Source organism: Bacteroidota bacterium (assembly GCA_013360915.1).
Lineage (GTDB): Bacteria > Bacteroidota > JABWAT01 > JABWAT01 > JABWAT01 > JABWAT01.
This window is the reverse complement of record JABWAT010000003.1, coordinates 1-26,742: the sequence shown is the minus strand read 5'-3', so window position 1 is coordinate 26,742 and position 26,742 is coordinate 1. Positions and strand designations below refer to the sequence as shown.

Here is a 26,742-nt window from a genome sequence, read left to right as displayed (position 1 = left end):
TCCTATATGATCCGCCAGTTTTTACTGGCCATTCTGTTTTCGCTTCTGGCCTTTGCGGTCATTTTTATCATCATCGACCTGATTGAAAATCTGGGCAAGTTTGTCGATTTCAATATTTCAGCGGGAAAGATCGCCACGTACTATCTGTATTTCCTGCCCGAAATCGTCAGTCTGATGATTCCGGTTGCCCTGCTGCTCGCCTCTCTTTTTACCGTTGGCAGATTGACGGGACTGATGGAAATCACCGCCATGAAGGCAGGGGGGATTTCAACCCTCCGCATTCTCATGCCGTTTATGGTCACTGCTCTGACGGTGATGTTGTTTCAGATCTGGTTTTCCGGTTGGATTGTGCCGCGCGCCAATAAACTGAAAGCCGAGTTCGAAACACAGGAGTTGGGAAAGTACACCACCTCGGGGCAGACAGCCAATCTGATCCGCCAGGACTCAGAAAACCGGATGATCAGTATCGGGTGGTATGATGGGTCGCTGAACCGGGGATACACAGTTTCCATTCTGGATTTTGACGGCCCTCAGCTGCTTCGCCGGTGGGATGCGCGCTCACTGATCTGGAATGACACCACCCGGAAATGGGTGCTCGAGAATGGAATTTTCAGGGATTTCAGTAAAGGAGAGAGGGATTCATCCTTTTTGCTGGTCACCAATCTGGCCCTGAATTTCAAGCCGCGTGACCTGTTGAATGACTACCGGAACCTGAGTCTGATGACCTTTACCGATCTGGATGATTACATAGAGTCGCAGAAACGGGCGGGGTTCACCGAACTGGATAAATATCTGGTGACCTATTATTCAAAAATCAGTTTTCCGTTTGCCTGCCTGGTGGTGGTCCTGTTTGGCGTTCCGCTCAGTTCCAGAAAGAAACGTGGGGGTCTGGCCATTGAATTCGGTCTGGCTCTGCTGATCTGCTTTGTCTACCTGGCTTTGTCGAAGGTGGCAGAAACCATGGGTTATGCCGGCGATTTCCCGCCATTGGTTGCAGCCTGGGTGGCCAACGTGACCTTTTTCCTGTTTGGTCTTTACATGCTTTGGGCCGTGGACCGGACCTGATCAGAAGAAGATCTGGCTGGTAATCGCGGCACTCAGCCGGGTACGGCTGTCGCCGGTGAACAGGTGATGAAAATAGGCGCTTCCGGCATCGATCCTGAACCGGGGATGACTGTAACCACCGCCGAGTCCGAAGTTATAGCCGTCCCGTGCCCCAAAGGCTTGTCCGAGCCGGGCATACCATCCCTTTAACGTCCATTCCAGACCAAGAGAAAGCTGTGGAATGTACGAGTTTCCAGGTCCTTCATTCAATCCCTGCTGATACCCGGCGTAGGCAATAAATTCACCCGGTATGTTCCATTGCTTCTGGTATTCTGTGATCAGGGCAAACTGGTTCAGAGACACACGGGTTCCCATCCGTAAAGTCGTGGGAAGGTAGGACGTAAAGGATGTTTTGCGCCGGATGGGCTCGTAAGTGGATTTCAGCGTGTCTACTTCGAAAGTACTGCCGGTGTTTCCGTCATCGTTGGTGTAGCCCGGGGTGAAAACAATGGTTTCTTTATCGGTCAGCAGGGTGGCGTTTTTATCCCAATCGATGTAGCCGATATCGGTCACAGACAGAAAAACCGGCCACCCGGCCACCTCGCCCGCGACTCCCAGGTCGAGTCCCAGACCGAATCCGGCATTGGGCGAAATGAAAGGAAGCATCTCATCATCCACCAATGTCTGATCGATCAGACGCGAAAAATCATTATTCCCTGCTCCACGGATTTCGTAGACAAAGGAATGGGTGTATTCGCTGGTTTCAGGATCCACAGAAAGGGAGTGACTGGCGTTCTCAACGGACAGATACGTAACCCCGTTTTCAATCTTTAGCGCAGCACCTGCAGATAGCTTGCTCAGGTAGGGAATTTTTACCCACTCGTCAACAGAGCGGCTGTAATTGAGTGCAAATTCAGAACGGATCTGCGCCTCGCCTCCCATGCCACTCAGATCATAGGATCCGCCTGGTTCCACGCCATTCAGCATCCGGTCAAAAAGTCCGCGAGTCAGCAGGGCGTGACCCTCTCCCTTGTATCCCCAGGTAACGGCAAAGGATCCCCAGGGCGCATAATCCATCGAAAAAGCGAGAACCTGCACGGCTCCCGAGGCAAAAACAGTGTTATCCGGGTCGAAATTGGAAAGGAACTCCTTTTTCCGGCTTCCCTTGTCCAGATCATACCGGACCTTTTTCCCGTTGACGGTCTCTCCGGTAAAGTAGGTGTTGTAAAAATCAATGTTCAGGTTGGTGTTGCCGACCATTCCTCCGGCCGGGGCAATCCCGATCACATAACGACTGGCTTCATACTGTCCAAGGGCTGCGGGATTAATACCGACGGCTTCCCATCCCTTCATGGTAATACCGGCACTGCCGGCGAGTGCCATGTTTCGTGCAGAGACAGGATGCATGCCGGTTTGAGCAAAAACCGGAACGGCGACGACCACGGAAAGAGCAATGAGAATTCGTTTCATTCGTCGTTCACCTTATACTTCATCTGTCCGGAAACCCGTAAAATCAAATGATCATCCTCCCGCACTTCACTGTATCCGGCCGATGGACCACTTTCGGCTGTGGTGGTCAGTCTCAGAACGATTCTGACAAAGGCAGCCTGTTCCATTTTCTGTATCTGCTCATGAGTAAGAGAGGTTGGTAATACCGATTGGGTGTACCCAATGGCATATCCTCCCTTTTGGGTCGGACTGTCAGCCGCAACAGGGGCGGCTCCGAGAACAAAGGAATTGGCTGTATTGTCGTCAGGAAGTCTGAACAGAGGAATCGTATCCTTATCTGTAAAAGTAAGAGAGTAGGAAACGCTGTAAGGAAGACGGTTCTTGTATTCGGTTCTCAGAAGGGCTTCCTGCAATCCCTTCACTGAATGGATATCAAGAGCCGCCAGCGTGTCCTTTTCATAACCGGTGGTCGATTTGAAGCGGAGGGGCATTTTTATTTTCAGGCTTCCGCTGACAGAACTGGTGTCATATAAAAATCCAGACTGATTACTTCCCCTGGCACCCACAGCATCCACGCCATACCGGACCTGTGTTGGTTTGGCATTCAGAACCTGGTTAAAATTCAATACATCGGCCAGTTCAAGAGACTTCACTGTTTTCTGAACCCGTATTCCTGGTGTGGCCGCATCAATCTTAATCGGGAAGGTACCAGAGGAAAACATGAGACTATCATCCTGACCCGAGGGACGGGTGAAGATAATCCGGGGCGTCACTTCCGCTTTCAGACCAATGCTGTTGTTTATGGACGCGACAATAGAGGCTTCATCAAATTCAAGCGAAATATCCCTCAGATCCTGTGGCCATTTGATGGTCGTGGTATCAAATCCGGAAAAAGTGGCCCTCTCATTGAAGTTTCCTTCCAGATACACCGGTTCAATGCCACTGATGGTAAACTGATAGCCGATGCTGTCGGTTTCCTTCAGGGTGACGAAGGAAGTACCGGTATTTAATTGATAGGTGATCTGGGTCCTGATGACAGGGGTGAGCGGAAACCCATCGGGACGGATGTCAAAACCAGTGAGAACAAAACTGCCGGTATCAACCGCATTTCCGGGAAAATTGATGGATTCGGTAAAAGCAGTGGTTCCTTTTTTCATTTCGGGTATGGTAATGAAAATGGTACCGGTAATGGCAGATTGATTATTGATCCGGTACTTCATCCGACCGGCACCTACCCGGATTAGAGAAGGCTGAAAATCTTCCATTCCCACATCGGTTACTCTTTCCGATTTATACTCGGGCGTTTTGAAACGTCCGCGGGCCTCGGTGACATAGAGATCATCACCATTGATGAAAAATTCCAATCCGTCCTCGGGATCGATGGTTACCACACCGGGAGCATTGGTCCGGCCGGCAATATCAAGCTTAAGATTGCTCTGTATCCGCTTTCCGCCAATGGCAATGGACAGTTGACGGGTTCTGCCGGGCAGGATTCTGAGGGTATCGGTGCGGGAGAAAAACGTGGGATTGGGTCCGCTGCCGTTTGAAAGGGTCAGCGACGTCAGAATAATGTTGAAAGGGAACGTATTCCGGATAAAAAAAGAAATAGACTGATCCGGATTGAAAATGCCATACTCGAAATTATCCAGACCGGAAAAACCCAGGTTGTTCTTCGAAAAGGTGACCTGAGTTGACAGGTTGATGGTACCCGGCTGGAGGTTGGCGTTCAGGTCGGTTCCTTTGAGTGAAAGAGTGTCAGATTTGAACTGATCGAGCGATAGTGAATCCAGCAGTTGAGTGCCACGGATGGACCGGTCATCCACTTTAACTGAATCGGATAGTTCGGTGCGATTGAGGTCGAGGGATTTCACCCAGAATATCCGCTGATTTTCTGTGCGGATAGAGGAATCGGCCGATTCAAGCATTTCGGCCACACCGAATTCACCGTTGAAAAGAGGCGCAGCCCCTTTCAGCGTCCAGGTAGGTCCCACCGGTTCCTTCAGGTCACAGGCAAGGCTGACCGAGCCTGCCACCAGAATACCGATCCAGCGGATGGGCTTTTTTATTTCATTAAAAGTGAACAGAAAACAATCTCCGAAAAAATGTTCATTGGATGATCCGGGATCTGAGCAAAAAAGAAGCCATATCCTCCATCAGGTCGCAATATACAGACTGAGCCCGACAGACCGAAACCAGGGAGAGTTTCCCTCAGGCCGGTGTGATGGTCTTCACCTGATCAGGCCTGCCAGCGTCCGTGTGAGCCAGAGACAGGATCGGGGGCGCCATGAACGGGAATATCACCGAACACCTGTTCGTACTTTCCGATATTTTCCCGCAGGGCATTGAGAAGCATTTTTGCATGAGACGGAGTCATGATGATACGGGAGTAAACTTTTGCTTTCGGAACCCCCGGAACCACCCGTGTGAAATCGATGACAAATTCAGCCGGTGAATGACTGATAATGGCCAGATTGGAATAGATTCCTTCTGCTTCTTTTTCTCCCAATTCAATGTTGAGGGAATTCTGGGGCTTATCCTGTGTACTCATGTTGATGGATTCCTGAAAAATAACGATTTATTAATGGTCTGTGACCGGTGGTTTGTATAAATTGAGGCAGTAAGAATTGCAGTCATTCCGGAGCCTGAGTGTATCACCCGGAAAGGTGGAAAGCTCCCGGACCGAAAAAATACGGAGGAAACATGAAATCAATCAATAAATTGCTGGTTCCGGTCGATTTTTCATCCCAATCAGCGCCGGTCATCCGGTACGCCCTCTCCGTCGCCGCACAACCCGGTGCCTCACTGACGGTCCTGTATGTGAATGAACTGACCAGTCTTCCCTTCGGCAGTTCCTCCTATCCCTTTGGCGTGGTGACCTTTCCTGAACTGGAAAAGGAAATCAACGACTGGGCTCAGGCCGAATTCGAAAAAATTGCAGGGACCCTCACCAGTGATCAGCGGAAAAAACTCACCTTCCGTCTTCGTGCAGGCAAGGCAGCCGATCAGATTGCACGCGAGGCAAATGAAAATGGCACCGACCTGATCATTCTGGCGGCCCATACCCACGGGGTGGTCGAGAAATTTTTCCTGGGCTCCACCATGGAACGATTGATCCGGATTACCCAGGTTCCCATGATTGTCATGCGGGATCCGGACAGTGTCCCTCATTTTCCGCCTTCCCGTATTCTGGTCACCACCGATTACAGTCCGGCTTCGTTTCTGGTCTTTCCCTTGGTGAAGGCGGTGACAGAGGCTTTTCCTTCCGAAACGACCATTCTGGCGGTGGATTCGCTGGAGGCCGGATTCCTTGATGCACCCGATCCCGATGTTAAAAACCGCTGGTTAAGCGAACTGGCCGGAACCGGTTCGACGGTTCAGTGGATTGAAACAAGGGCCACCGATCCGGTTGAAGGAATTCTTCAGGCGATTCAGGATCTGAAACCCGAACTGGTTGCCATGACGACTCATGGCCGGGCCGGATTAAGCAAGGTTCTGCTGGGGAGCACCACCGAATCAATCATCCGGCAGATTCATCTTCCCGTTCTGGTTCACCACACCCGGTAACTCCTGGTCCGGATGGTCTGTGGCGATGATCGGGTGACCTGCATTGCGCCCTCCGGCTGGGGCCGTTATCTTTGACCGCTTCTTCAGGAGGGCAACAGGCATGACATCCACCACCGGATTTTTAAATCCAGCCGGGAATTCGTATCGTTTCATCGGACTGATTTTCATTTCTGCCATCACCTTTGGCAGTTATTTTGCCTATGACATCATCGGTGCCATTGCCCCCCGCCTGATTGAAGAGATGGGTGCCGACCGCAGCACCGTCGGGTTCTTCTACACCGCTTACAGCATCTCGGCGATCATCGCCGTTCTCATTTCAGGATTCGTGATCGATTACCTCGGGACACGAAAAGCCAGCCTCATCTTTTCGGCCATTGTGGTGCTGGGAAGTGTGATCATTGCCCTTTCCGATTCGGTCACCGGCCTGATTGCCGGCCGGTTGGTGTTTGGCGCAGGAGCTGAACCATTGGTGGTGGTGCAAAGTGCCATGCTGGCCCGCTGGTTCAAAGGCAAGGAACTGGCGCTTTCCTTCGGGGTGGCCCTGACCATCAGCCGGCTGGGAACCATGTTTTCTTTTAACACCGGTGAACTGATCGCCAGTGAATTTGGCGGCGCGTACTTTGCCCTGTTTGCTGCAGCCTTGTTCTGTGTGATGTCATTGGTATCGAACCTGATCTACATGTTCATGGATGCCCGGGCCGAAAAAGTCCTGAATCTGAAAGAAGAAGGGGCCGGTGATAAAATCGTCATCAGCGAAGTGAAACACTTTGGATCTTCCTTCTGGTACATCGCCATTCTCTGTGTGCTGTTTTACTCGGCGGTTTTTCCCTTCACCGCCCTTTCAACCGATTTCTTTGTGGATAAATACGGATATCCGAGGGTGGCCGATACCGACGGTTCCTTCATTTCACAGGTCTTCAGTTCCTTCTTCCACATGTTCTCAACGGCTGGCGGCATGTCGTCCCTGATCATTTTTGCCTCGATGGTCTTTGCTCCCTTTGCGGGAACCATTCTGGACCGGGTGGGGAAACGCGCCAGCATCATGATTGTGGGAAGCTTGCTGATGATTCCTGCTTACCTGTTGCTTGCGCTGACTGATATGAATCCGGTTTTTCCCATGGTGCTGCTGGGAGGAGCCTTTGTACTGGTTCCGGCGGCCATGTGGCCATCCATTGCGTTGATTGTGAAACGCGATTACACCGGCACCGCCTTCGGAATCACCACATTCATTCAGAATATTGGTCTGGCCCTGTTTCCGTTTCTCAACGGCTACTTACGCGATTCCACACATAGCTACACAGCCAGCATGCTGATGTTTGCAAGTCTGGGAGTTCTCGGGCTGGTCTTTTCGATCCTGCTGCTCAAAGCAGACAAGGCCAACGGATCCGTTCTCGAAAAGCCCTGATTTTTTTCTGACGGAATGAAACCTGTTACCTGGCCGTCTGTTGGTGGGCGAGCAGGTTTTCGAGTTCCCGCTCGACCAGAGGAACGGATTCATAAAGCTGGGCATAGGACTGAATCACCCAATACTTTTCCTGATACCGGTCCTTGATGTAGGGGGTTTCCATGATCTCCCGCACCCCGAAAGGAACGCGCACCGGAACCGGTCCCACACAATACTGACTTTCTCCGGCCGATGATAAGATACCCGAACCGTAAATTTTCAGTTCGGATCCTTCCATAATCAGCCCGAATTCCACCGTGTACCAATACAGCCTCGAAATCAGTTCAATGGCCAGGTCGTCGTCAATGTGCCGCAGGGCGATTTGAGCCAGGCCCGAGAGGAACCGGCAGAAATCGTGGTTGGTTAACAACGGAACATGACCAAACACATCGTGGAACATGTCGGGTTCTTCAAGATAATTCAACTGGTCGGGCCGGCGGAACCACGTGGTTGCAGGAAACCGGCACTCCAGCAGGGCTTCAAAAAATTCCTTGTTCGGAATCAGCCCGGGAACTGCATAGATCTTCCATCCGGTGGATGACCCCAGAGCGTCATTGATGTGAGAAAAACGTGGAATCACGTCGGATTCAAATCCGATGGAGCGGATTCCGTTGAGAAAGGCTGAAGAGGCCAGGCCTGGCAGCTGAGCCAGTTGCCGGTTGTAAAGCGTGGTCCACACCAGTTGGTCATCTGGTGTGTAACGGGAATAGTCCTGTATCATCATGAGGGTCTTTTTGTGGAAGCAAGTTACTACACCGGTTCCATTTCTTCCAAATCAGGCGCGGATGCCCGTTGGATTGTGAGTTTAAAACGGGAAAAGAAGACGGGAATCGGGTATTTTTGTTTTTTACCTGAATAGGGAGAAGTTGATCAATGAAACCTGTAATAAAATGGATCCTGATACTGGTTGCGATCCCGGTGGTTTTGGTGGCTCTGTTGCTGGGAGCCCTGAAACTGATGGTGACCGAGGAAGCAATCCGCACAGCCGTGGTTCCTGTGGTGGAAGAACAAACCGGAAGAACCTTGTCGGTCGGAAAAGCAGGGCTGGATGTCTTCCCAACCGTTGAAGTGGTTTTAAAGGAAGTGTCACTTTCAGAAGATCCGGTCTTTGGAGCCGGTCCGTTTGTTTCTCTGAACGAATTCCGGGTGAATGTCGATGTCTGGGCGCTGATTTCGGGTGAGGTGGTGGTCGAGGAACTGCTTCTGGAAGGGCTCACCGTTCAGGTTATCCGTCATCCCGATGGTCAGTTCAACTTCTCATCCATGATTCCCGCTGCAGCCGACTCGGTGGCTCCGGAACCAGTTCCGGCCGATACCGTGAAAGCGGCCCCTCCGGCCATCCGTCTGGAATCGGTGCAGATCAGAAACGCTCGTCTGGTCTATGAGGACCTGAAAGAAAAAACCTCGGTAACGGTGAAACACCTCGATTATGATCTGTCGCTGGATCTGAAAGAGGAGGCCATTCATCTGGCACACCTGCTGTCGGTCGGATCCCTTTCCGCCTCACTGGCAGCCGGTACGGTGGCCGATCAGATTTCGCTGACCCTGGATCAGGATCTCACTGCAACCCTCGATGGCAAGTCGGTGACCATTTCCCGGTCGGCCTTCCGGTTAAACGACATGGATGTGAATCTGAGCGGATCAGTCAGATCGGTGAGTGATTCCACCTGGATGACGGATCTGGTGGTTGAAACCGGAGAAATCGGACTGAAACCCCTGCTTTCGCTGGTTCCCGTCAGTCTGGTGAAGGAAGCCGCTTCGGTGACGGCCGGTGGTTCGTTTTCCTTCCGGGCAACCGTGAACGGACTGGCCGGTGGGTCAGCCATTCCGCAGGTCACTTACCGGCTTGATCTCAGGAATGGAAGCATTCAGTATGCCGGCTTTCCGGCTTCCCTGTCTGGTCTGAATGTGCTGCTGGCCGGAACCGAAAACAACCTCGACACCCTGAAGGTACTTGGGGCCGTGGCGGGCAGCCGCTTTGACGTGAATGCCTCGGTGAAAAATTTTACCGAACCGGTTGTGAAAATCGGGGTGAATGCAAACCTCAACACCGCCGACATCAAATCCTTTTATCCGCTGGGCGATTCACTGGATCTGGCCGGAACCATTCAATCGTCGTTTCAGATAGAAGGCCCGGCCCTGGATCCCAAAAAACTGAACGGCTCGGGATCGGTGATTTTTAACAATCTGAAAATTGATCAGAAGGGGTATCTGCCCGGCGCCATCCGTGAACTGAACGGACGGTTCGATATCAACAAGTCGGTGGCAGAACTGAAGAACTTTCAGGTCCGGATCGGGGAAAGTGATGTGTTGCTGAATTCAAAGGTGGAAAACTATTTGGGATTTGTTCTGAAACCGGAAGGTCAGCCGCTGATTCCAACCCTGAACGGATCTCTGGTGTCTGAAAAACTGGTGGTGGGTGACTTTGTCGATCTGTCGGCAGCCCCGGCCGAAGAGGTTCAGCCGGTTCCGGCCGATACAGCCAGACTCAGGGTGCCGGTCCTGCCAGCGTTTGTGGCGACCTTCTCTGCAAAAATCGGGGAGTTCAGGTATCTCGATATCAAGGCAACCGGCATTACCTCCACGCTGACCATCCGGGATCAGACCATCCGGCTGAGCGGAACCCGCGCCACCTTTATGGGCGGAACCATTTCTCTGGAAGGATTGATCGGATTAAAGGCACCCATGGGCGCCGATTATGATTTTTCCTTCCGGGTTGACCGGCTGAACAGCGATGAAGCCCTGACCACGTTCCCGGTTATTGAATCCTATGTTAAATTGAGTCCTTACCTCGATGGGACGCTGTCGGGTGATTTAGGCGTAAAGGGTGCCCTGAACGATTCCCTTGCGCCGGTGCTGAATTCGGTGACGGCTCTTGGAACGGCCGGGATCCCGACCGGTGTGCTGGCCGGGCACCCAATTCAATCGGCCATCGCCACCTTTCTTCAGTCGCCTGAACTGAACCGTCTGGAACTCGCCAATTTCCAGACCGGGCTGGAGATTAAGGAAGGAAAACTGTTCGTGAATGGACTGAATACCACCGCCGGTTCCACCGAAATTCAGGCCTCTGGCTGGCAGGCTTTGGATCAGAGCATCAATTATGAGGTCACCTTGTTCCTTCCGCCCGGCATGTCTGATGGCCTGAACGGGTCGGAATATGGCAAACTGGTCAATCAGTCGGTGACTGACAGCAAGAACCGCGTGATTGTGGATCTGCTGGTGGGAGGAACGTTCCTGAGTCCGACCATCAAACCGGATCCGAAAAAGACCGCCTTGCGGGCTGCCAAAGCCGTCGGTCAGAAAATCAATGAGGAAATTACCAAAAAGACCGAAGAAGTGAAGCAGGAAGTTCAGAAGCAGGTCGATACTGCCACCGAAGCAGCCAAAAAACAGGCAGAAGAAGCGGCAAAGAAAGCAGCGGAAGAAGCCAAACGTAAACTGAAAATCCGGTGGCCGTGACGTGCTCAAAGTAAACGAAATTTATTACAGCATTCAGGGCGAGAGCACCCATGTGGGCCGCCCCTGTATTTTTATCCGGCTCACGGAATGCCACTTGCGGTGCACCTACTGTGACACGGAGTATGCTTTTTATGAAGGCGATGACCGGTCACTGGACCAGATTCTGGATCAGATAGCGGCCTTTCCCTGCCAGCTGGTCGAAATCACCGGCGGCGAGCCCCTTCTGCAGGATGGGGTGTACCGGTTAATGACGGTTCTGCTCGAAAAAGGGTATGAAGTCCTGCTGGAAACCTCGGGAAGTCTGCCCATTAACCGGGTTCCGCGTGAAGTGCGCAAGATTGTCGATTTTAAAACGCCTTCCAGCGGCATGATGAAACACAACGACTACTTACTGGTGCAGGATCTGGCTCCGTGGGATGAAATTAAATTTGTGGTGAGCGGGCGACCCGATTTCGACTGGATCCTGGAACGGGTTTCAGCGCTGAACCTGACCCGATGGACGGTACTGGTTTCACCGGTCTTTGGAGAACAGGATCCGGCTGAACTGGCCGGCTGGGTGGCTGAGAGCGGAATTCCGGTCCGGTTTCAGCTTCAGCTGCACAAAATACTGTGGCCACACTCCGATCGGGGAGTCTGAACCGGAATCAATCAGTTGGAAAGTCTGTTTTCTTTAGTGGATTGAGCCACCGACCGGGAAGAATCGGTTGAAGATTTCTTTTCAGAGGAATCATAGGCCACAAGCAGAATGGCCGAGAACAGAAAGAAGATGGCAGAAACAATGAGATCTCGCATGGTCTTATCCAGTTTTTATTTCCCGGGGACGTTGGGGATTCAGGGAACAAAAGTCGGGATATTTTCTGAAGCCGTTTGTGATTCAACCCACGATAAATGGGTGTAACATTAAATTCCAGCCTTAATAAGTGAAGGAGCGCACATTGAAAAAACTGGTGATCGCCGGTGCCTCGGGTGCCATCGGGTCTGCGTTGGCTGCGCAGGCGGTCGGGTTGGGATATGAAGTTGTTGGCCTCAGCCGCACTCCCCGGCCTTCCGGAAAAGTCAGGTGGGTAACCTGGACCCTGTCGGCAAAGGATGCCTGGGCGCAGGAGATAGAGGGCGCCGCGGCCGTGATTAATCTGACCGGTGCCTCGGTGATTGGAAAACGCTGGAGCCCTTCATATAAGAAGGAATTGCTTGAGAGCCGCCTGAAAACCACTTCGGTGCTGGTCGAGGCCATGAAACTGGCGAAAAGTAAACCAGCCGTCTTTATCAATGGATCGGCGGTTGGGATTTATGGCGATCAGGGGCCTCTGTGGCTCGATGAGGAAGCTCCGGCTGGGAAGGACTTTCTGGCGGGATTGGCGGGTGCCTGGGAATCGCTGGCCATGACGGCCGAAAAGTCCGGAATCAGGACTGTGGTTTTGCGGACGGGAGTGGTGCTGGATACCGCCTCGGGTGCGTTGGCCAGCTTGCTGACTCCTTTCAGACTCTTTGCAGGCGGACCGGTTCTGCCGGGAACGCAGTATGTTCCGTGGATTCATGTCGAAGATGAAACCGGATTGATCTTTCACGCCATTGACAATCCCTCTGTGTCGGGTCCGCTGAATGCTGCCGCCCCGGAACCGGTCCCGTTTAAGGAATTTGCCTCGGTCCTCGGCCGGGTGCTTGGCCGTCCCTCCTGGCTTCCCGTGCCCGCCTTTGCCCTGCGGATTCTGCTGGGCGAGGCCGCTGTGATTCTGACCGCCAGTCAGCGGGTAAGACCGGCAAAAGCCCTCGGAACCGGCTATTCATTCAGATTCAGTTCTCTGGAACCCGCCCTGCGTGACCTGCTCAAACAACCTGCTTAAGAAACCTTTCTCATGAAATCCGGTATAACCCCTGGAACTGTCAACCATCCATGACGTCAGAAGGAGCAGACTTGAACAGTCAGGAGACCGATGAAATGAGCAACACGAGAGCGGCTGCACTGGAACCACCGGTGATCATGACAGCCACCCCGGACTACGAACTGGCCATTGCCTGTCAGTCTGGCGACCGCCTTGCTTTTCAGCGACTGGTGAAACAATACCAGGAAAAAGTACGGGGATTGGTCTATTCCATTCTGTCAGATCCCGATACACTCGATGATGTGGTTCAGGATATCTTTATTAAAGTGTATTCCTCCATCCGGCACTTTGAACACCGGTCGAATCTGGGAACCTGGATTTACCGCATTGCCGTGAATCATTGCCGCGATGAAATCAGAAAACGCCGGATCCGCCGGTTTTTCAGCCTTGAAAAAATGGAACTGGATCCGATCAACCCCGAATTGAAAACCGATTCGGCGGTGATTGCCGGCGAACGGACAAAGCTGGTCCAGTGGGGCCTCTCGCGCCTGCCGGAAAAACACCGGACCATTATCATCCTGCGCGATTTTGATGACCTGTCCTATGAGGAAATTGCTCAGGTCCTAAATCTGGAACTGGGGACTGTCAAATCACGGCTGAACCGTGCACGACTGGCCCTGAAAGACATTCTGGCACCTTATTGGTCACCGGCCGATCATGAAGAAGATGATTCCCTGTAAATCGTATGCCGAGCGTCTCGGCTCACTGGCCGATGGTCAGGGTTCCCGGCCGGACCCCGATCTGACTGCTCATCTGGAAACCTGCCGTGCGTGCCGGGACTACGTGACTTTTATTGAAACGGTCCGTCTGGGTGTCAAGGACGGTCCGGCCTCGCGGTTGCCGAAAAACCCCTATCTCTACAGCCAGATCAGCGACAAACTGGAAAGAAGACAGCGCGCCGGAAGCAACCGGACTACCCTGGGCTGGGCTGCCGCCGCCACCGTTCTGGTAACCGCCGGACTGATCTGGTTTGCCGGTGGCACAAAAGCGCCGGTTCCCGAACCGGTGGCTGTACACCCGGTCCCCGCCAATCGCTTTTTACCCGGCGAACCGACTCATGCCGGTTTGTGGGAATTCTGGTCTACGGGAAAAGCCCCGGTCCTGGGATCGGCCACCGAACAGATCGGATTTTTTATCAGTGAACAGGGCGAACCCTCCATGGTTCTCTACAGTTCACCCGCCATCCCCGCCATCACTTCATCAAAAATGGAGGACAGACTGAGCCGCGCCGGTCTGGATGCGGCCGGTCTCAGCCAGGTGGATTCAGTCACCGCGGTTCTGGCCCGGGCCCTGCTGATCGATCAGGATGGTCGTCTGCTTCTCGATCCGGATGTATTCCGGATGCGCGAACTGATGGAGGAATGGGTGGTTTCCCGGCTGGGAGCAAAGAAGACTGCCGAACTGAAATCGGACCTGGCTGCGATGTTCAGCCGTCCCGACGATCGTGCAACAGCCACCATGGTGATCACCTTACCCGAGTTTACCGACCGCGTTCAGGTGAGCAGGGAATTGCCGGTGTATGCGCTGGTCCCGGTGGATGAGCTGACCGTCCGTGGGGTTCGTCTGATTTTCCCCGGTTTACCGGTGCTGACGGCCACAGGCCCTGAAACCGGAAAGGCCATGGATTACCGGGTGGTTCAGACACAGAGCCGCATGTGGCATCCCACCGTACCCGATCAGGTGATTCAGGTGAAGGAACCGGCCGACATCATGACGCTGGCCGAGGCCAATCAATATCTGTTCGCCATCCGGGCCGGCGTTCCCGTCGATTCCCTGCTGGCAGTGAAAGCCTCGAAGGATGCCGGATTCAGGAAATTTCTGGCCACGCATCCCGAGCTGAGAAAATACCGTCTCGATGATGAACGTCAGCAGGACCGCTTCCACTTCCGGGTGGTGAACTTCGGCAAGCCCTGAGTCGGTTCCCCGGTCGGCAAATTGAAAAACGGGGACCTGATTCGTAAATTCCATCTATGAAAATTCCGGTATTTCTGATTTCACTTCTGCTGATGGCCCCGGTGGTCTCTGCGCAGATGGCCAGACCGGCCCCGGTGATGACCGGACCGTCGCTGTTCAGCCAGGCATCGCGCCCGCCGGTGATCGATCTCTCCCGCCTCGATCTGCACCATTCTTACAGTCTGTCGTGGATGTCGGGTGGCGGACGGTCCGTATCGGGTGGTGAATACACCGGAACCATGCTGTATCAGTTCAACTCACCTGTCTGGCTCAGAATGGATGTCGGCGTGATGCATGATCCGTTTGGTTCACAGGCGGCCGCCTACTCCGGTTCAGTCGCACAGGTGTATCTCAAAAATCTCTCGCTGACCTGGAAACCTTCTGCTTCGACCACGGTTCAATTTGGATATCACCAGATTCCTGCCGGATATGCCGGCTGGTGGGACCGCCCGTTCGGATACAGCCGATTTGGCTCCTCCTGGCTGCATGACTCTCCCTGGAATGGGTTTTAATGACCGGACCAGACGACTCCATTCAGAACCCAACCGGGAACGAACCGCTTCTTCCTGAACCACCTCAATCCAAATCCCTGATGATCATTATCGGCGTGCTGGGAAGCCTGTCGCTGATTTTTATCATCATGCTGATCGTGAATTTCAGTACCCAGCCTCCTCAGCCATCCGATCTGGATCCCGAAAAAATCGATCCGAAACTGGTCATTCAGATTCAGGTGCTCAATGGCAACGGGGTTCCGAAGGTAACCGATCAGGTGGTGGCGTTTTTACGCCAGCAGGGATTCGATGTGATTGATAAGGGGAATTATTCCTCGTTCAACGTGGCTGAATCGGTGGTGATTGACCGGATCGGCGATAAAGCTGCTGCTAAAAAGCTGGCCGATGGTCTCGGACTGCCGGCCGCCCGTATACTCACCCAGGTCAGCTGGGAATATTATGCCGACCTGACCGTGGTCATCGGCAAAGACTTCAAGTCGCTCACCCCATTTAATAAAAAGTAAGAATGATCAAAACCAGTAAGAAACAAAAAAGAACCGATAGTGTATCGGTTGCCCATGAATTTGCCCTGAAAGCAGCCACCGCTGCGCTGGATAAAAAGGCCGAAGATGTAAAAATCATCCACCTGAAAGGCCTTACCGATATCACCGATTTTTTTGTGGTTTGCACCGCCGGATCCGATCCGCAGGTGAAAGCCATTGCCGATTCGGTGGATGCCAGCCTGACGGCAGCCGGATGGGAACCGTGGCACACCGAAGGGTATTCCAATCTGAAGTGGGTTCTTCTCGACTATGTCGATGTGGTGGTTCACGTGTTTTATAAGGATGCGCGTGATTTCTACGGTCTGGACCGGTTATGGGCCGATGCCCCTTATGAACGCGTGGAGGACACGGTATCGGGTATTAAGATCACTCCATCCGGGAGCCAGTCGTGAAAGCATTTCTGTCCGATCTGGTCACGGCGGCGCTGAAGAAGACCGGCTATGCCTATCAGCCGGGAGATGTCCATTTTGAAGTGCCGAACAACCCGGCACACGGCGACTGGTCGACCAATTGTGCGTTTACCATTGCAAAAAGAGAGAAGAAGAATCCGCAACTGGTGGCTCGTGAAATGGTCGCCGCCATGGAGATTCCGTCTGCTGAATTGGATCAGCCCGAGATTGCCGGACCTGGTTTTATCAATTTCCGCCTGAAACCTGCCTTTTATTTCCGCCAATTAAACGACTTGCTACAGGCAGGGAACGCCTATGGCCGTCACAACGTGGGTGCCGGTAAAAAGGCGATGGTCGAGTTTGTATCGGCCAACCCGACCGGACCGCTCACCATCGGACACGGCCGCCAGGCGGTGCTGGGAGATACCCTTGCCAACCTGATGCAGTGGATTGGCTATGAAGTCATCCGTGAATATTATTTTAACAACGCCGGCCGCCAGATGCGGGTGCTGGGTGATTCGGTCCGCCTGCGCTACCTGGAACTGCTGGGTGAAACCATTTCCTTCCCCGACGATTACTACCAGGGTGAGTACATCAAAGACATTGCGGCCGGAATAATTCAGGATCATGGCGACAGTCTGCGGTCATCAGACGATGTGACCCCGTTTAAAGACCGGGCTGAAAAAGTCATTTTTGAAGACATCCGGAATTCATGCACCCGTCTCGGGATCGGTCATGATGTGTACTACAACGAAAATTCGCTGTACGAGAACGGTCATGTCGATTCCACCCTTCAGCGCCTGCGCGACAAGGGCGTCATTTACGACAAGGATGGGGCGGTCTGGTTTAAAACCACCGATTTCGGGAACGAGCAGGATAAAGTGCTGGTGAAAAGCACCGGCGAACCCACCTACCGGCTGCCTGACATCGCCTACCACATTCAGAAATTTGAACGGGGATTTGATCTGGTCATCGATCTGTTCGGATCGGATCACATTGCCACCTACCCCGATGTGCTGCTGGCGCTGAAAATTCTCGGCTACGATGCCGACCGGATCCGGGTATTGATCCACCAGTTTGTTACCGTGACTCAGGGAGATGAAATCATCAAAATGAGCACACGGAAGGCCAATTTTATCACGCTCGACTGGCTCACCGATGAAGTGGGTCCCGATGTGGTGCGGTTCTTCTTCCTGATGCGCAGCATGGGCTCGCACCTGAATTTCGATCTGGAACTGGCCAGGAAAGAGACCGACGAAAATCCGGTTTTCTACCTGCAGTATGCACACGCCCGTATTTCGGGCATTATCCGGAAGGCGGCCGAAGCCGGTCTTCACCGCTGGGAAACCGGCCGGGAGTTGTCACCGCTCGGAAATGCGGATGAACTGGATCTGATTCGTTTGCTGCTTCAGTTTCCCGATACCGTTCTCATGACCGCCACCTCGGGCGAACCGCACCGTCTCATCACCTATCTGAACGATGTGGCCACCCAATTCCATAAGTTCTATCATTCGAACTATGTGATCGGGGTGGAACCGGATCTGTCCGATGCACGGTTAGCATTGTGCGAAGCCACCCGGATTGTGCTGGCCAACGGATTCAGGATTCTGGGCATTCAGGCACCCGAACGGATGTAAACCCCTTTGTAAGGAAGGACCACACGTGAAAACCACCTCTCTCCTTTTTGCACTGCTGACAGCCACTTCCCTGCTGGCGAATCAACCATCGGTTTCGCGCGTGGAGCCGCTGAACTGGTGGGTCGGGATGAAATGGGCTCCGCTGCAGCTGCTCATTCACGGAAAAGACCTGGCAGGCAGTGAGGTAACCAGCTCACATCCCGGACTGACGGTTCAGAAGGTGCACCCGGCCGACAGCCCGAACTACCTGTTTGTCGATATCGGCATTGCCGATTCGCTTAAACCCGGCACGTATCAGTTCAAAATCACCAAGCCGGGTCAGAAACCGGTGACCATCGACTATGAACTGTGGAAACGGGAAAGCCCCGAAAAGCGCTACACCGGCTTTAACAGTGAAGATGTGGTGTATCTGATCACCCCCGACCGGTTTGCCAACGGCGATCCTTCCAACGATCAGGTGGAAGGTCTGCTGGAAGGCGTGGACCGGAAAGATCCTTTCGGACGCCATGGCGGAGACATTCAGGGGATTATCAACAACCTGGATTACATGAAGGAACTTGGCGTCACCGCCGTCTGGATCAATCCGCTGGTGGAAAACCGCGGAAAAATCAGCTATCACGGGTATGCCGCCACCGACTTTTATAAAATCGACCCGCGCTACGGAACCAATGACCAGTACCGGCAACTGGTCGATGAAGCCCGTAAACGGGATATGAAAATCATTGTGGATCACGTGAACAATCACATCGGGATTGAACACTGGTGGATGAATGATCTGCCGTTTAAGGATTGGATTCACGGTTCAAAGGCGGGTTATCTGAAACCCATCCATCAGAAGGAAAATCTGGTGGACCGTTACGGCGACGTTCAGTCACGGAATGTGGAACAGCAGGGATGGTTTTCTCCCTACATGCCCGACATGAATCAGCGGAATCCGTTCATGGCCAACTACCTGATTCAGAACACCATCTGGTGGGTGGAGTTTGCCGGTCTGCACGGCATCCGGGAAGACACCTATCCGTATGCCTACCTCGACTATCAATCGGCGTGGAATCAGGCCATGAAGCGTGAGTATCCCACTCTCACCATCGTGGGTGAAGTCTGGATTGAAAATCCCGTTTATGTATCGGTCTTCCAGGGTGGAAATCCGCTGTCTCCCATCGACACCCACATGGAATCGGTTACCGATTTCGGCTTTTACGGAGCGGCCAAACGGCTGGTGGCGTATGAAAAAAGTCCCAAGCCGCTGTACCATGCCCTCACCCAGGACTTTTTGTACCCCGAGCCGAACCGTCTGCTCACGTTTCTCGATAATCACGATGTGGAACGTCTCATGTATCAGGCCGATAAGGATGTGGATAAATTCCTGATGGCGCTGTCGGTTCTGTTCACCGTGCGCGGTGTTCCCTCGATTTACTACGGAACCGAACTGGGGCTGTATGGCGGACCCGATCACGGAACCATCCGGGAGGATTTCCCCGGTGGATGGAAGTCGGATAAACGAAATGCTTTTTCGGCCTCCGGACGGACCGAGCAGGAAAACCGGATCTTCAATTACACCCAAAAGCTGATCAGTCTGCGCAAGAACCACCCGGCGCTGACCAAAGGCAAAACCGTTCAGTATCCGCCGAAGGGCGATCTGTACTGGTACTTACGGGAATCGGGCAATGACCGGATTCTGGTGGTGGTGAACACGGCCTTTCTCTCGAAGGAGCTCGATCTGTCCATGATTAAACCAGACACCGCCCCCTTTGCCAGTCTGTTCGACCTCATGAACGGCGGGGAAGAAACCCTGCCCGGAAACATGAAAATTAAAATACCGGGCACCTCGACCCGAATTTACCAGCTTCGGTAACCCCTTCTGCCAGCCGGAAGGGAGCCTCACTTCCGGCCGCTGATCACTTACCCACCCGGTGAGGGTTCTTACTCTCACCGGTTCCCCTTCCTTTCCTGCCCGCCTGTTACCGGTTTGTTACCAAACGACGCACGTTGCAAACCCTCTTGAAAAAGTGAACAGGGTCTGTTACTTTAACGGTTGGTTAAAAATGAGTTAATGAGATGCCCGGGAAAGACAAATACGTTTGACAGACGATCCATGAGGATAGACATTCATTTCGTAGGCTTCTGGAAAAAACTGATCTACTGTGAGTGAACGGCTTAAACATTCCCATAGCCATCTAAATTAGTCGGATTGGGGAATGTTTTAGAGAGCTATAAACGAGTTATGCCTAATTATAAAAAACGACAATGTTTGCAATTTCACCGACTGATATAGAATGGTTTAAGTTCCTCCGAACCGAAGGATTGAATTCGGAAATTAATTTTTGGACACCAACACCATGGAATGTTTCTCGCCTTGCTAGTGGCGACAAATTGTACTTTATGTTGAAATCACCAATAAGAAAAATTGGTGGTTATGGTCAATTTGTTGAGTATAAAAATATGTCTGTTAATGACGCTTGGAATAAATACGGCTTCAAAAATGGTTGTACAAGTAAACAGGATTTAATTGACCGATTAGATAAGTATAAAGCCTCCAACAGTTCAGACGAAAGAAGTGTAACAGATTCCGAAATTGGTTGTATAGTATTAACAAATGCTGTCTATTATGATGATGACAAATTTTTGGATTTAGACAACTATGAGATTGATTTTTCAAGATTCATTGTAAAAATAAAGTACTACAATGAAAATGATCCACTTGAAATTGCTACAGAATCAATGGTAAAAGAATTTGAACTTTTACCGACCACACTAGAAAAACTAAAAAAATCAAGACTTGTAACTGAACGAAAGGGTCAAGGAAATTTCAGAGCAATTATAACAACTGCATATTCAAACAAATGCTGCATTACAAATGAAACAACACCTGAATTACTTGAAGCGGCTCATATTCAACCATATTTTGACGAAAATTCAAATCACGTTAAAAATGGTTTATTACTTAGAGTAGATTTACATAAATTATACGACAATGGATTGTTGTATATTGATGAGTCATTTAAAATTCACATTAGCCCAGAAGTAAAATCTGAATACTATCAAAAACTTAATGGGACAACAATTCGTTTACCAGAAAATATTAATCTACACCCTTCAAAAGAAGCGCTAAAGTCTAAAAAATTTGAATTTAGAAATGAGTAATAATATTAATGAGTTAAAAGCCTTGATTATAGAATTTAGGCAAAAAAGAGATTGGAAACAGTTTCATAAAATAAAAGACCTATTGTTAGGACTAGGTATTGAAGTTGCTGAACTTAATGAATTGTTTTTATGGAAAAATGAACAAGAAATAAATCTAATTCCAAAAGAAAAAATCGCTGACGAAATAGCCGACATTTTTATTTTTCTCACATATATCAGTGACGAATTTGGAATAGACATTGAAAGTGCTGTAAAAAATAAAGTGAATAAGAATGATTTAAAATACCTAGTAGACAAAAGCAAAGGGTCGAACAAAAAGTACAATGAACTATAAAATAACTAGGCATAACAGCACCTACCCAAAAGGCGGGGTTTCGTGTTCCAAAGACAGTTTTGTGGTTAATCAAACATTAGTTTTTCAAATCAAGTTTTGTGGTAATAGTCCCGCCCTTCGGGTAGCTGCAAAACGTTAGCACCAATTTTAGAGCGACACCAATAAACAATGGACAGAATTAGAATAACGAAAGACAATATCAAGAATTGGCCAAAATTTGATGCGTTGCTTAATGACGGAAAGATTAAGTTCGACTCAACTGGACGACTGAGATATTTACACGGTGCACCTGTCGGGGATTTAATTCAAACAAGAACCGACAAAAAAGGACAACCAATTTTTCAAGAAATTGCTGATGAATGGTTTGACCCAGAAAGTCCAAAAGCGAAAGAATTTATTTGGCCATAAAAAATCACGAAATGACAAGTCATAAACCTTTAAAAAGTGTTTCTCACAACTTCGGACATTCATTTATTAGTTTAATGAACTACATAAATGAAGACTATTTTATGGGACACTTATTAAAACAGGCTCGCAAGACTAATTGCTGTAAATTGACAGTTGACATTTTAAAGAACATAGCCGAACCAACTGAACTTTTAACTAACCAAATCAAGCAATCTATAGAGCATTGGAATAAATGGTTTCCAACATTAGTTGAAAATAGCGGCTCGACAATGGACTTTGTGAGTTCAGCGACAATGACAAAAGAATTTGATTTAAAACAAACAAGACCACATTTAGGAAATGCAGACTATTTGGAAAGTCCTTTTGTCTGTGAGATTGTAATTATCGACGACCGAGGGAAAGAATATAAACGTAAACACGAAGGCTGGTGGTATCCAGAAACAAAATGATAAAAACAAGTGCTAACATCGTATTGGCAATAGTGGGGCTGACAGTTGCACATTCAACATTTGTATTTCAATTGGGTATTTGTGCAAGTGTTGGGCTGACGTTTTCCAAATGCCCCACCATCGCCAATACGTAAAACGTAAGCCATATTAGAAAAACCGATATTCGACATATGAAATTGATATCAATAGATTTATTTAGTGGAGTTGGAGGACTGACCGAAGGACTTCACAAGGCTGGTTTCCAGACACAGCTTGCTTTTGAAATTGATGAGCTTGCATCAAAGGCTTATAAACTGAATCATAAAAAGACCAAAGTCATTACTGACGATATTAGAAACATTTCAACTAAGAATGTTAAGAAAGAACTTGGCAACAAAACGATTCATTTACTTGCTGGTTGCCCACCTTGTCAGGGATTCAGTTCAATACGAAGGCTTAATAAGCCAGAACCTGTTGAAGACGAAAGAAATCAGCTAATTAATGAGTTTGTACGATTTGTGAAAGAATTAAAACCTTACACTTTCATGATGGAAAATGTGCCCGGTTTAGCACTTGACAAATCATTTAAATCCGCACTCAAAGAATTAGAAAAAGCAGGATACTATAAACCAGATTGGAAAATAGTTAACATTAAAGACTACGGTGTGCCTCAAAGCAGAAAAAGATTGGTATTAGTTGGTTCTAGATTAGCACCGTTAAAAATTGCAGAACCAACAAAAAAGAAAAAAACTGTTAGGCAAGTTATAGGTAAACTCCCAAAACCTGAGAACTCAAAAGACCCATTACATCAGATTTTTCCTAATCACTCAGATGAAATATTGAATTTGATTAAAGATATTCCCAAAAATGGTGGGAGTAGGAAAGATTTAGGTAAAGACCGGCAATTAAAATGTCATCAAAAAGAAAATGTAGGTTTTAATGACGTATATGGTCGGTTGAGATGGGATGATTTTTCGACAACAATCACGGGTGGTTGTTTAAACCCTTCCAAAGGTCGCTTTCTTCATCCAGAGCAAGATAGATGTATTTCAGCCAGAGAAGCTTCCATGCTTCAATCATTCCCAAAGACATATAAGTTTCCAATTGATGCTCCGAGGACAAAAATTGCATTGATGATTGGGAATGCATTACCACCTGAGTTCAGTAAAATCCAAGCTGAGAATATCAAATCACACATTCTGACTCACCTTCAACAAAAGAATTTTTAAATGCCACTTTTCAGAGACACTTATTCCGCTATTGATTTATCATTAACTGATGACCAATACAATGCTGTTATTGATGACACAAATGAAATTTTATGTTTGGCTTGTGCTGGATCAGGAAAATCAAGGACTCTGTCCTTCAGAATCGCCAGACTAATTCATGAAGGTGCAAAGCCAGAGAGCGTAATTGCGTTTACTTTTACAGAAAAAGCCGCTGAATCTATAAAAAGACGAGTTGCATCTGCCCTTGAAAAAGCTGGACTACCTGTGGCTTTAGTTGGAGCAATGTACATAGGAACAATACATGCTTTTTGCCAAAATCTTTTAGGCTCCATGAATGCGAAATATCGGCAATATGAAGTACTTGATGAGAACCGATTGAAGTTGTTTTTGCTGTCAAGATATTATGAATTAGGATTGAACATTTTAGCAGATACTAGAAATGCTAGAATGTTCCAGACCATTGCTGAAGTCTCGAATGCTTGGAAGATGGCTAATGATGAAATGTTATCTCTTGATGAAATTGAATTAGAAGATGTCTCATTGGGTTCTTGCCTTAAAAATATAGGTAATAGATTAAACTCTGACCAATACATTGACTTCTCTTTAATGATTCGATTGGTTGTTGAAGCACTAGAAAATAATAATCCAGAAATAAATGCAGCACTGGAAAATGCCATGCATCTAATGGTTGATGAGTATCAAGATGTTAATATTTCCCAAGAACGTTTAATCAGGGGATTATACAGCCGCCTCAATTCTTTATTTGTAGTAGGTGACGATGATCAATCCATTTATGGTTGGAGAGGTGCAGATGTTCGAAACATAATTGATTTTGACCAGAGATACCCAAATTGCTCTACCCATACCCTATCTACAAACTTTAGAAGCACAAGTACTATAGTCTCCACATCAGACAGATTTATTCAGCTTGAACTAAGTACTGCAAGAATTGATAAAGCACCAGTTTCAAACTCCGATGGGAATATTCAGCACTTCGGAAACCTTTGGTTTGACACTAAGCAAGATGAAGCTGAGTGGATTGCTAACCGAATAAATCAATTGCTTGGAACTAAATACATAGAAACTGACGGGTCAGAAAGAGGTCTTTCTAAATCTGACATTGCAATATTGATGCGTTCAGTGCAAGGTGGTACTCGAAATGGTGGTGCACCATATCATCGAGAATACACTAATGCGCTTACAGATGCTGATATTAATTACCTAATCGAAGCAGAAGGGTCAATTTTTGAAAGACTTCATGCAAGAACACTTAGAGATTCAATGGGGCTTTTAAGGTCTCCCGGATATCCACGAAGAGAAGCAATAAATTTTTTCAATTCGAATATATTACCCGTCTTCCCAAATGCTGATTTAAATCGATTTTTAGAAATTTTAGCTGATTGGAATAACCAAATTCATAGACCAATTGGCGGAGCTAGAAGAAAGGTCTATCCTCAATTATTAGTTCATGAATTATTAGAAGCATTTAGAGTTTCAACTACACAGTTTCAGAATCAAGAACAAGTAATGCGTGATTTGGGTGTGTTCAGTGGAATTATTTTGGATGTTGAAAAGGTGTTTGTAAGTATTGATACTGGCCATAGATACCAAAGTGTGTTAAATTTTCTCGAAAATGTAGCCGAATCTGGATATGATACAACCCAAGTAGAGCTTATGTCGAGACCTGATGCGGTTACAATTTCGACAGTCCATAAAATGAAAGGGCTTGAATTCCCAGTGGTATTTATTATTGATGTTGTTAATAGAAGATTCCCAGGAGACAACCGAGGTTATCGAGGCTGGTTACCGATTAACCTAATTCAAAATGCCTTGAACAGAGGCTTGTATCAGAGCAATAATTCAGGTGAAGCAAGATTATTTTACACCGCATTGACTAGAGCAGAAAGATTTTTATATATAACTGGCAGTAAAATTCAACCAGGTCTAACCACCGAAAAAAGACCTAGTCCGTATAAGCTGAGAATCCAAGGACTTAATAACCCTGCAATAGTTACTGACTTAAACAATTTACCCGATAATATAGAGAGAGTAGAACAACGCCCTCGTATAGACGAAGAGTCAATGCCTACAAGTTTTACAGAAATTAAGGACTATTTAGAGTGTCCGATGAAGTATAAATTTCGTAAAATTTACGGCTACAGTCCTGCTGTACCTGAGTTATTTGGTTATGGATTAACTACTCATACTGCTATTAATAGGACTCATCAACTTTTTTCAAATACTGCACCGACACGAGAAGAAGCTGAAGAAATTGCTGAGGATGTTTTTCATTTAAAACATGTGTTTCCATCAAGAGATCCTGAAAGAGAAGGACCTTATGAAAGAGCCAGAAATGCCTCAAAACTTTTAGTAGGTAATTATGCAGAAGGTTATCCAGAAGATTTTGTGCAAAGCCGATCATTAGAGCAGCGTTTTGAGTTAAAAGCTGATAAAGCATTAATTACAGGTTCAATCGATTTACTATTACGAGAGGATAATGATGGAAATATTTTAGAAGCAAGAGTAATAGATTTCAAGTCAATGGATTTTCCTGAGGGACAGTTAAATCCCTTTTTCTGGATAAATCTCTCATTGCAAGTTCAGCTTTATGCTTATGCAGCAGACATAGTTTTAGGAGAGAATGCGAAAACAGGTTCGGTTCATTTACTAAAAGCACCAAATACGGAAGAGGTACCAAATAGAGTAAATGTTCCGATTACAGATGAAGCTATTGAATCTGCTATTCAAAATATAGAGTGGGCTGTTAATCGAATTCTTGACGGAGAATTTCCTATGAGACCAAGTAATGGTAAATGTGAGGAATGCGACTTTAGAAAAATCTGCTCGAAACAGAAACAAGAGTTCAACTCGACTGAAGTTCCAAGTCCAATACATATACCAGAAACTAATGGGACAACAAGGATTGGAGTTAGAAGTTTCAGTGACGTGGAATGAGAAGTACGGCTTACAACAGCGTTTATGTTTCAATTGCAAGTGAAGTGGTAAATCGAATGTCGGTGCCTCTAAAAGACCTTATGCTAAGCGATAAGGTACGTAATTCTAATCTGTTATTGCACATATATGCAAACCGTTAATTATATGCTCATTTAAGCAGAAACCCAGATGCACATCGCCCAGGTCTTGGGGGGTAAGTAGAAAAAGAGAATAAAGAAACCCATCTTCGCTTGGTATGAAAAGCGAAAATTACCAGCCCGTCTCCCTCTCTCCCCGTTACAACCTGTTACAGACCGATACCATCCTGAAAAGACCGGTTGTACCAAAGTCCGGACCTTTGTATGTGAAGAGCACAACGCTCTCATGAT

24 protein-coding genes are annotated in these 26,742 nt (G+C 48.7%); 19 read left to right on the top strand and 5 right to left on the bottom strand.

Annotation, left to right across the window (positions count from 1 at the left end):
• Positions 1 to 6: 6 nt before the first annotated feature.
• Positions 7 to 1,065, top strand: coding sequence for a YjgP/YjgQ family permease (locus HUU10_06430; protein ID NUQ81230.1), 1,059 nt, complete (start codon positions 7 to 9; stop codon positions 1,063 to 1,065).
• Here HUU10_06430 and HUU10_06425 read toward each other — a convergent pair whose 3' ends face one another.
• From HUU10_06425 to HUU10_06415, 3 genes are all read right to left on the bottom strand, one after another.
• The gene (locus HUU10_06425) at positions 1,066 to 2,514 is read right to left on the bottom strand and encodes a hypothetical protein (GenBank protein NUQ81229.1); all 1,449 of its coding nucleotides are present in this window, start codon (positions 2,512 to 2,514) and stop codon (positions 1,066 to 1,068) included. It lies immediately after the preceding gene.
• Positions 2,511 to 4,526: a hypothetical protein gene (locus HUU10_06420; GenBank protein ID NUQ81228.1), complete on the bottom strand. Its 2,016-nt coding sequence runs from the start codon at positions 4,524 to 4,526 to the stop codon at positions 2,511 to 2,513. The genes HUU10_06425 and HUU10_06420 overlap by 4 nt, the downstream gene beginning before the upstream one ends.
• A gap of 203 nt (positions 4,527 to 4,729) precedes the next feature.
• Positions 4,730 to 5,041, bottom strand: a complete 312-nt coding sequence (locus HUU10_06415; protein ID NUQ81227.1) for a DUF3467 domain-containing protein — start codon at positions 5,039 to 5,041, stop codon at positions 4,730 to 4,732.
• Between the two features lie 152 nt (positions 5,042 to 5,193).
• Here HUU10_06415 and HUU10_06410 point away from each other — a divergent pair, with 152 nt between their 5' ends.
• Positions 5,194 to 6,057, top strand: coding sequence for a universal stress protein (locus HUU10_06410; protein ID NUQ81226.1), 864 nt, complete (start codon positions 5,194 to 5,196; stop codon positions 6,055 to 6,057).
• Positions 6,058 to 6,157: 100 nt separating this feature from the next.
• Complete coding sequence (locus HUU10_06405) at positions 6,158 to 7,462, top strand: MFS transporter (protein NUQ81225.1); 1,305 nt, start codon at positions 6,158 to 6,160, stop codon at positions 7,460 to 7,462.
• A 25-nt stretch (positions 7,463 to 7,487) separates the two neighbouring features.
• On the opposite strand, the gene HUU10_06400 is transcribed toward HUU10_06405, so the two are convergent.
• Positions 7,488 to 8,222: a phenylalanine 4-monooxygenase gene (locus HUU10_06400; protein NUQ81224.1), complete on the bottom strand. Its 735-nt coding sequence runs from the start codon at positions 8,220 to 8,222 to the stop codon at positions 7,488 to 7,490.
• 152 nt (positions 8,223 to 8,374) lie between these two features.
• Between HUU10_06400 and HUU10_06395 the strand changes: the two genes are divergently transcribed.
• Both HUU10_06395 and HUU10_06390 read left to right on the top strand, forming a co-directional pair.
• A complete protein-coding gene (locus tag HUU10_06395) occupies positions 8,375 to 10,960 on the top strand; it encodes an AsmA family protein (protein ID NUQ81223.1) in 2,586 nt (861 codons plus the stop codon).
• A gap of 1 nt (position 10,961) precedes the next feature.
• Complete coding sequence (locus tag HUU10_06390; GenBank protein ID NUQ81222.1) at positions 10,962 to 11,597, top strand: radical SAM protein; 636 nt, start codon at positions 10,962 to 10,964, stop codon at positions 11,595 to 11,597.
• An 11-nt stretch (positions 11,598 to 11,608) separates the two neighbouring features.
• On the opposite strand, the gene HUU10_06385 is transcribed toward HUU10_06390, so the two are convergent.
• Positions 11,609 to 11,752, bottom strand: a complete 144-nt coding sequence (locus HUU10_06385) for a hypothetical protein (GenBank protein NUQ81221.1) — start codon at positions 11,750 to 11,752, stop codon at positions 11,609 to 11,611.
• Positions 11,753 to 11,880: 128 nt separating this feature from the next.
• Here HUU10_06385 and HUU10_06380 point away from each other — a divergent pair, with 128 nt between their 5' ends.
• The 14 genes from HUU10_06380 to HUU10_06315 all read left to right on the top strand — a co-directional run bounded on the left by HUU10_06380 (position 11,881) and on the right by HUU10_06315 (position 26,374).
• Complete coding sequence (locus tag HUU10_06380) at positions 11,881 to 12,804, top strand: TIGR01777 family protein (GenBank protein ID NUQ81220.1); 924 nt, start codon at positions 11,881 to 11,883, stop codon at positions 12,802 to 12,804.
• Positions 12,805 to 12,875: 71 nt separating this feature from the next.
• Entirely contained in the window at positions 12,876 to 13,523 is a 648-nt protein-coding gene (locus HUU10_06375) for a sigma-70 family RNA polymerase sigma factor (protein ID NUQ81219.1), read from the top strand.
• The gene (locus tag HUU10_06370; protein ID NUQ81218.1) at positions 13,501 to 14,757 is read left to right on the top strand and encodes a hypothetical protein; all 1,257 of its coding nucleotides are present in this window, start codon (positions 13,501 to 13,503) and stop codon (positions 14,755 to 14,757) included. The genes HUU10_06375 and HUU10_06370 overlap by 23 nt, the downstream gene beginning before the upstream one ends.
• A gap of 56 nt (positions 14,758 to 14,813) precedes the next feature.
• Positions 14,814 to 15,308 (top strand): hypothetical protein, encoded by a 495-nt coding sequence (locus tag HUU10_06365; GenBank protein NUQ81217.1) that lies wholly within the window; start codon positions 14,814 to 14,816, stop codon positions 15,306 to 15,308.
• Entirely contained in the window at positions 15,308 to 15,811 is a 504-nt protein-coding gene (locus HUU10_06360) for a LytR C-terminal domain-containing protein (protein ID NUQ81216.1), read from the top strand. Before HUU10_06365 ends, HUU10_06360 begins: the two co-directional genes overlap by 1 nt.
• Positions 15,812 to 15,813: 2 nt before the next feature.
• A complete protein-coding gene (gene rsfS / locus HUU10_06355) occupies positions 15,814 to 16,242 on the top strand; it encodes a ribosome silencing factor (protein NUQ81215.1) in 429 nt (142 codons plus the stop codon).
• Positions 16,239 to 17,876, top strand: a complete 1,638-nt coding sequence (locus tag HUU10_06350; GenBank protein NUQ81214.1) for an arginine--tRNA ligase — start codon at positions 16,239 to 16,241, stop codon at positions 17,874 to 17,876. Before rsfS ends, HUU10_06350 begins: the two co-directional genes overlap by 4 nt.
• A 25-nt stretch (positions 17,877 to 17,901) precedes the next feature.
• Entirely contained in the window at positions 17,902 to 19,731 is a 1,830-nt protein-coding gene (locus HUU10_06345) for a cyclomaltodextrinase N-terminal domain-containing protein (GenBank protein ID NUQ81213.1), read from the top strand.
• 392 nt (positions 19,732 to 20,123) lie between these two features.
• On the top strand, positions 20,124 to 21,020 hold the full coding sequence (locus HUU10_06340; GenBank protein NUQ81212.1) for an HNH endonuclease: 897 nt from the start codon (positions 20,124 to 20,126) through the stop codon (positions 21,018 to 21,020).
• Positions 21,013 to 21,354: a nucleotide pyrophosphohydrolase gene (locus HUU10_06335; protein ID NUQ81211.1), complete on the top strand. Its 342-nt coding sequence runs from the start codon at positions 21,013 to 21,015 to the stop codon at positions 21,352 to 21,354. Before HUU10_06340 ends, HUU10_06335 begins: the two co-directional genes overlap by 8 nt.
• A 168-nt stretch (positions 21,355 to 21,522) precedes the next feature.
• The gene (locus HUU10_06330) at positions 21,523 to 21,762 is read left to right on the top strand and encodes a hypothetical protein (protein NUQ81210.1); all 240 of its coding nucleotides are present in this window, start codon (positions 21,523 to 21,525) and stop codon (positions 21,760 to 21,762) included.
• On the top strand, positions 21,753 to 22,211 hold the full coding sequence (locus HUU10_06325; GenBank protein NUQ81209.1) for a hypothetical protein: 459 nt from the start codon (positions 21,753 to 21,755) through the stop codon (positions 22,209 to 22,211). The genes HUU10_06330 and HUU10_06325 overlap by 10 nt, the downstream gene beginning before the upstream one ends.
• Positions 22,212 to 22,381: 170 nt before the next feature.
• On the top strand, positions 22,382 to 23,419 hold the full coding sequence (locus HUU10_06320) for a DNA cytosine methyltransferase (protein NUQ81208.1): 1,038 nt from the start codon (positions 22,382 to 22,384) through the stop codon (positions 23,417 to 23,419).
• Complete coding sequence (locus HUU10_06315) at positions 23,420 to 26,374, top strand: ATP-dependent helicase (protein ID NUQ81207.1); 2,955 nt, start codon at positions 23,420 to 23,422, stop codon at positions 26,372 to 26,374. It abuts the gene before it with no gap.
• Positions 26,375 to 26,742: the final 368 nt, after the last annotated feature.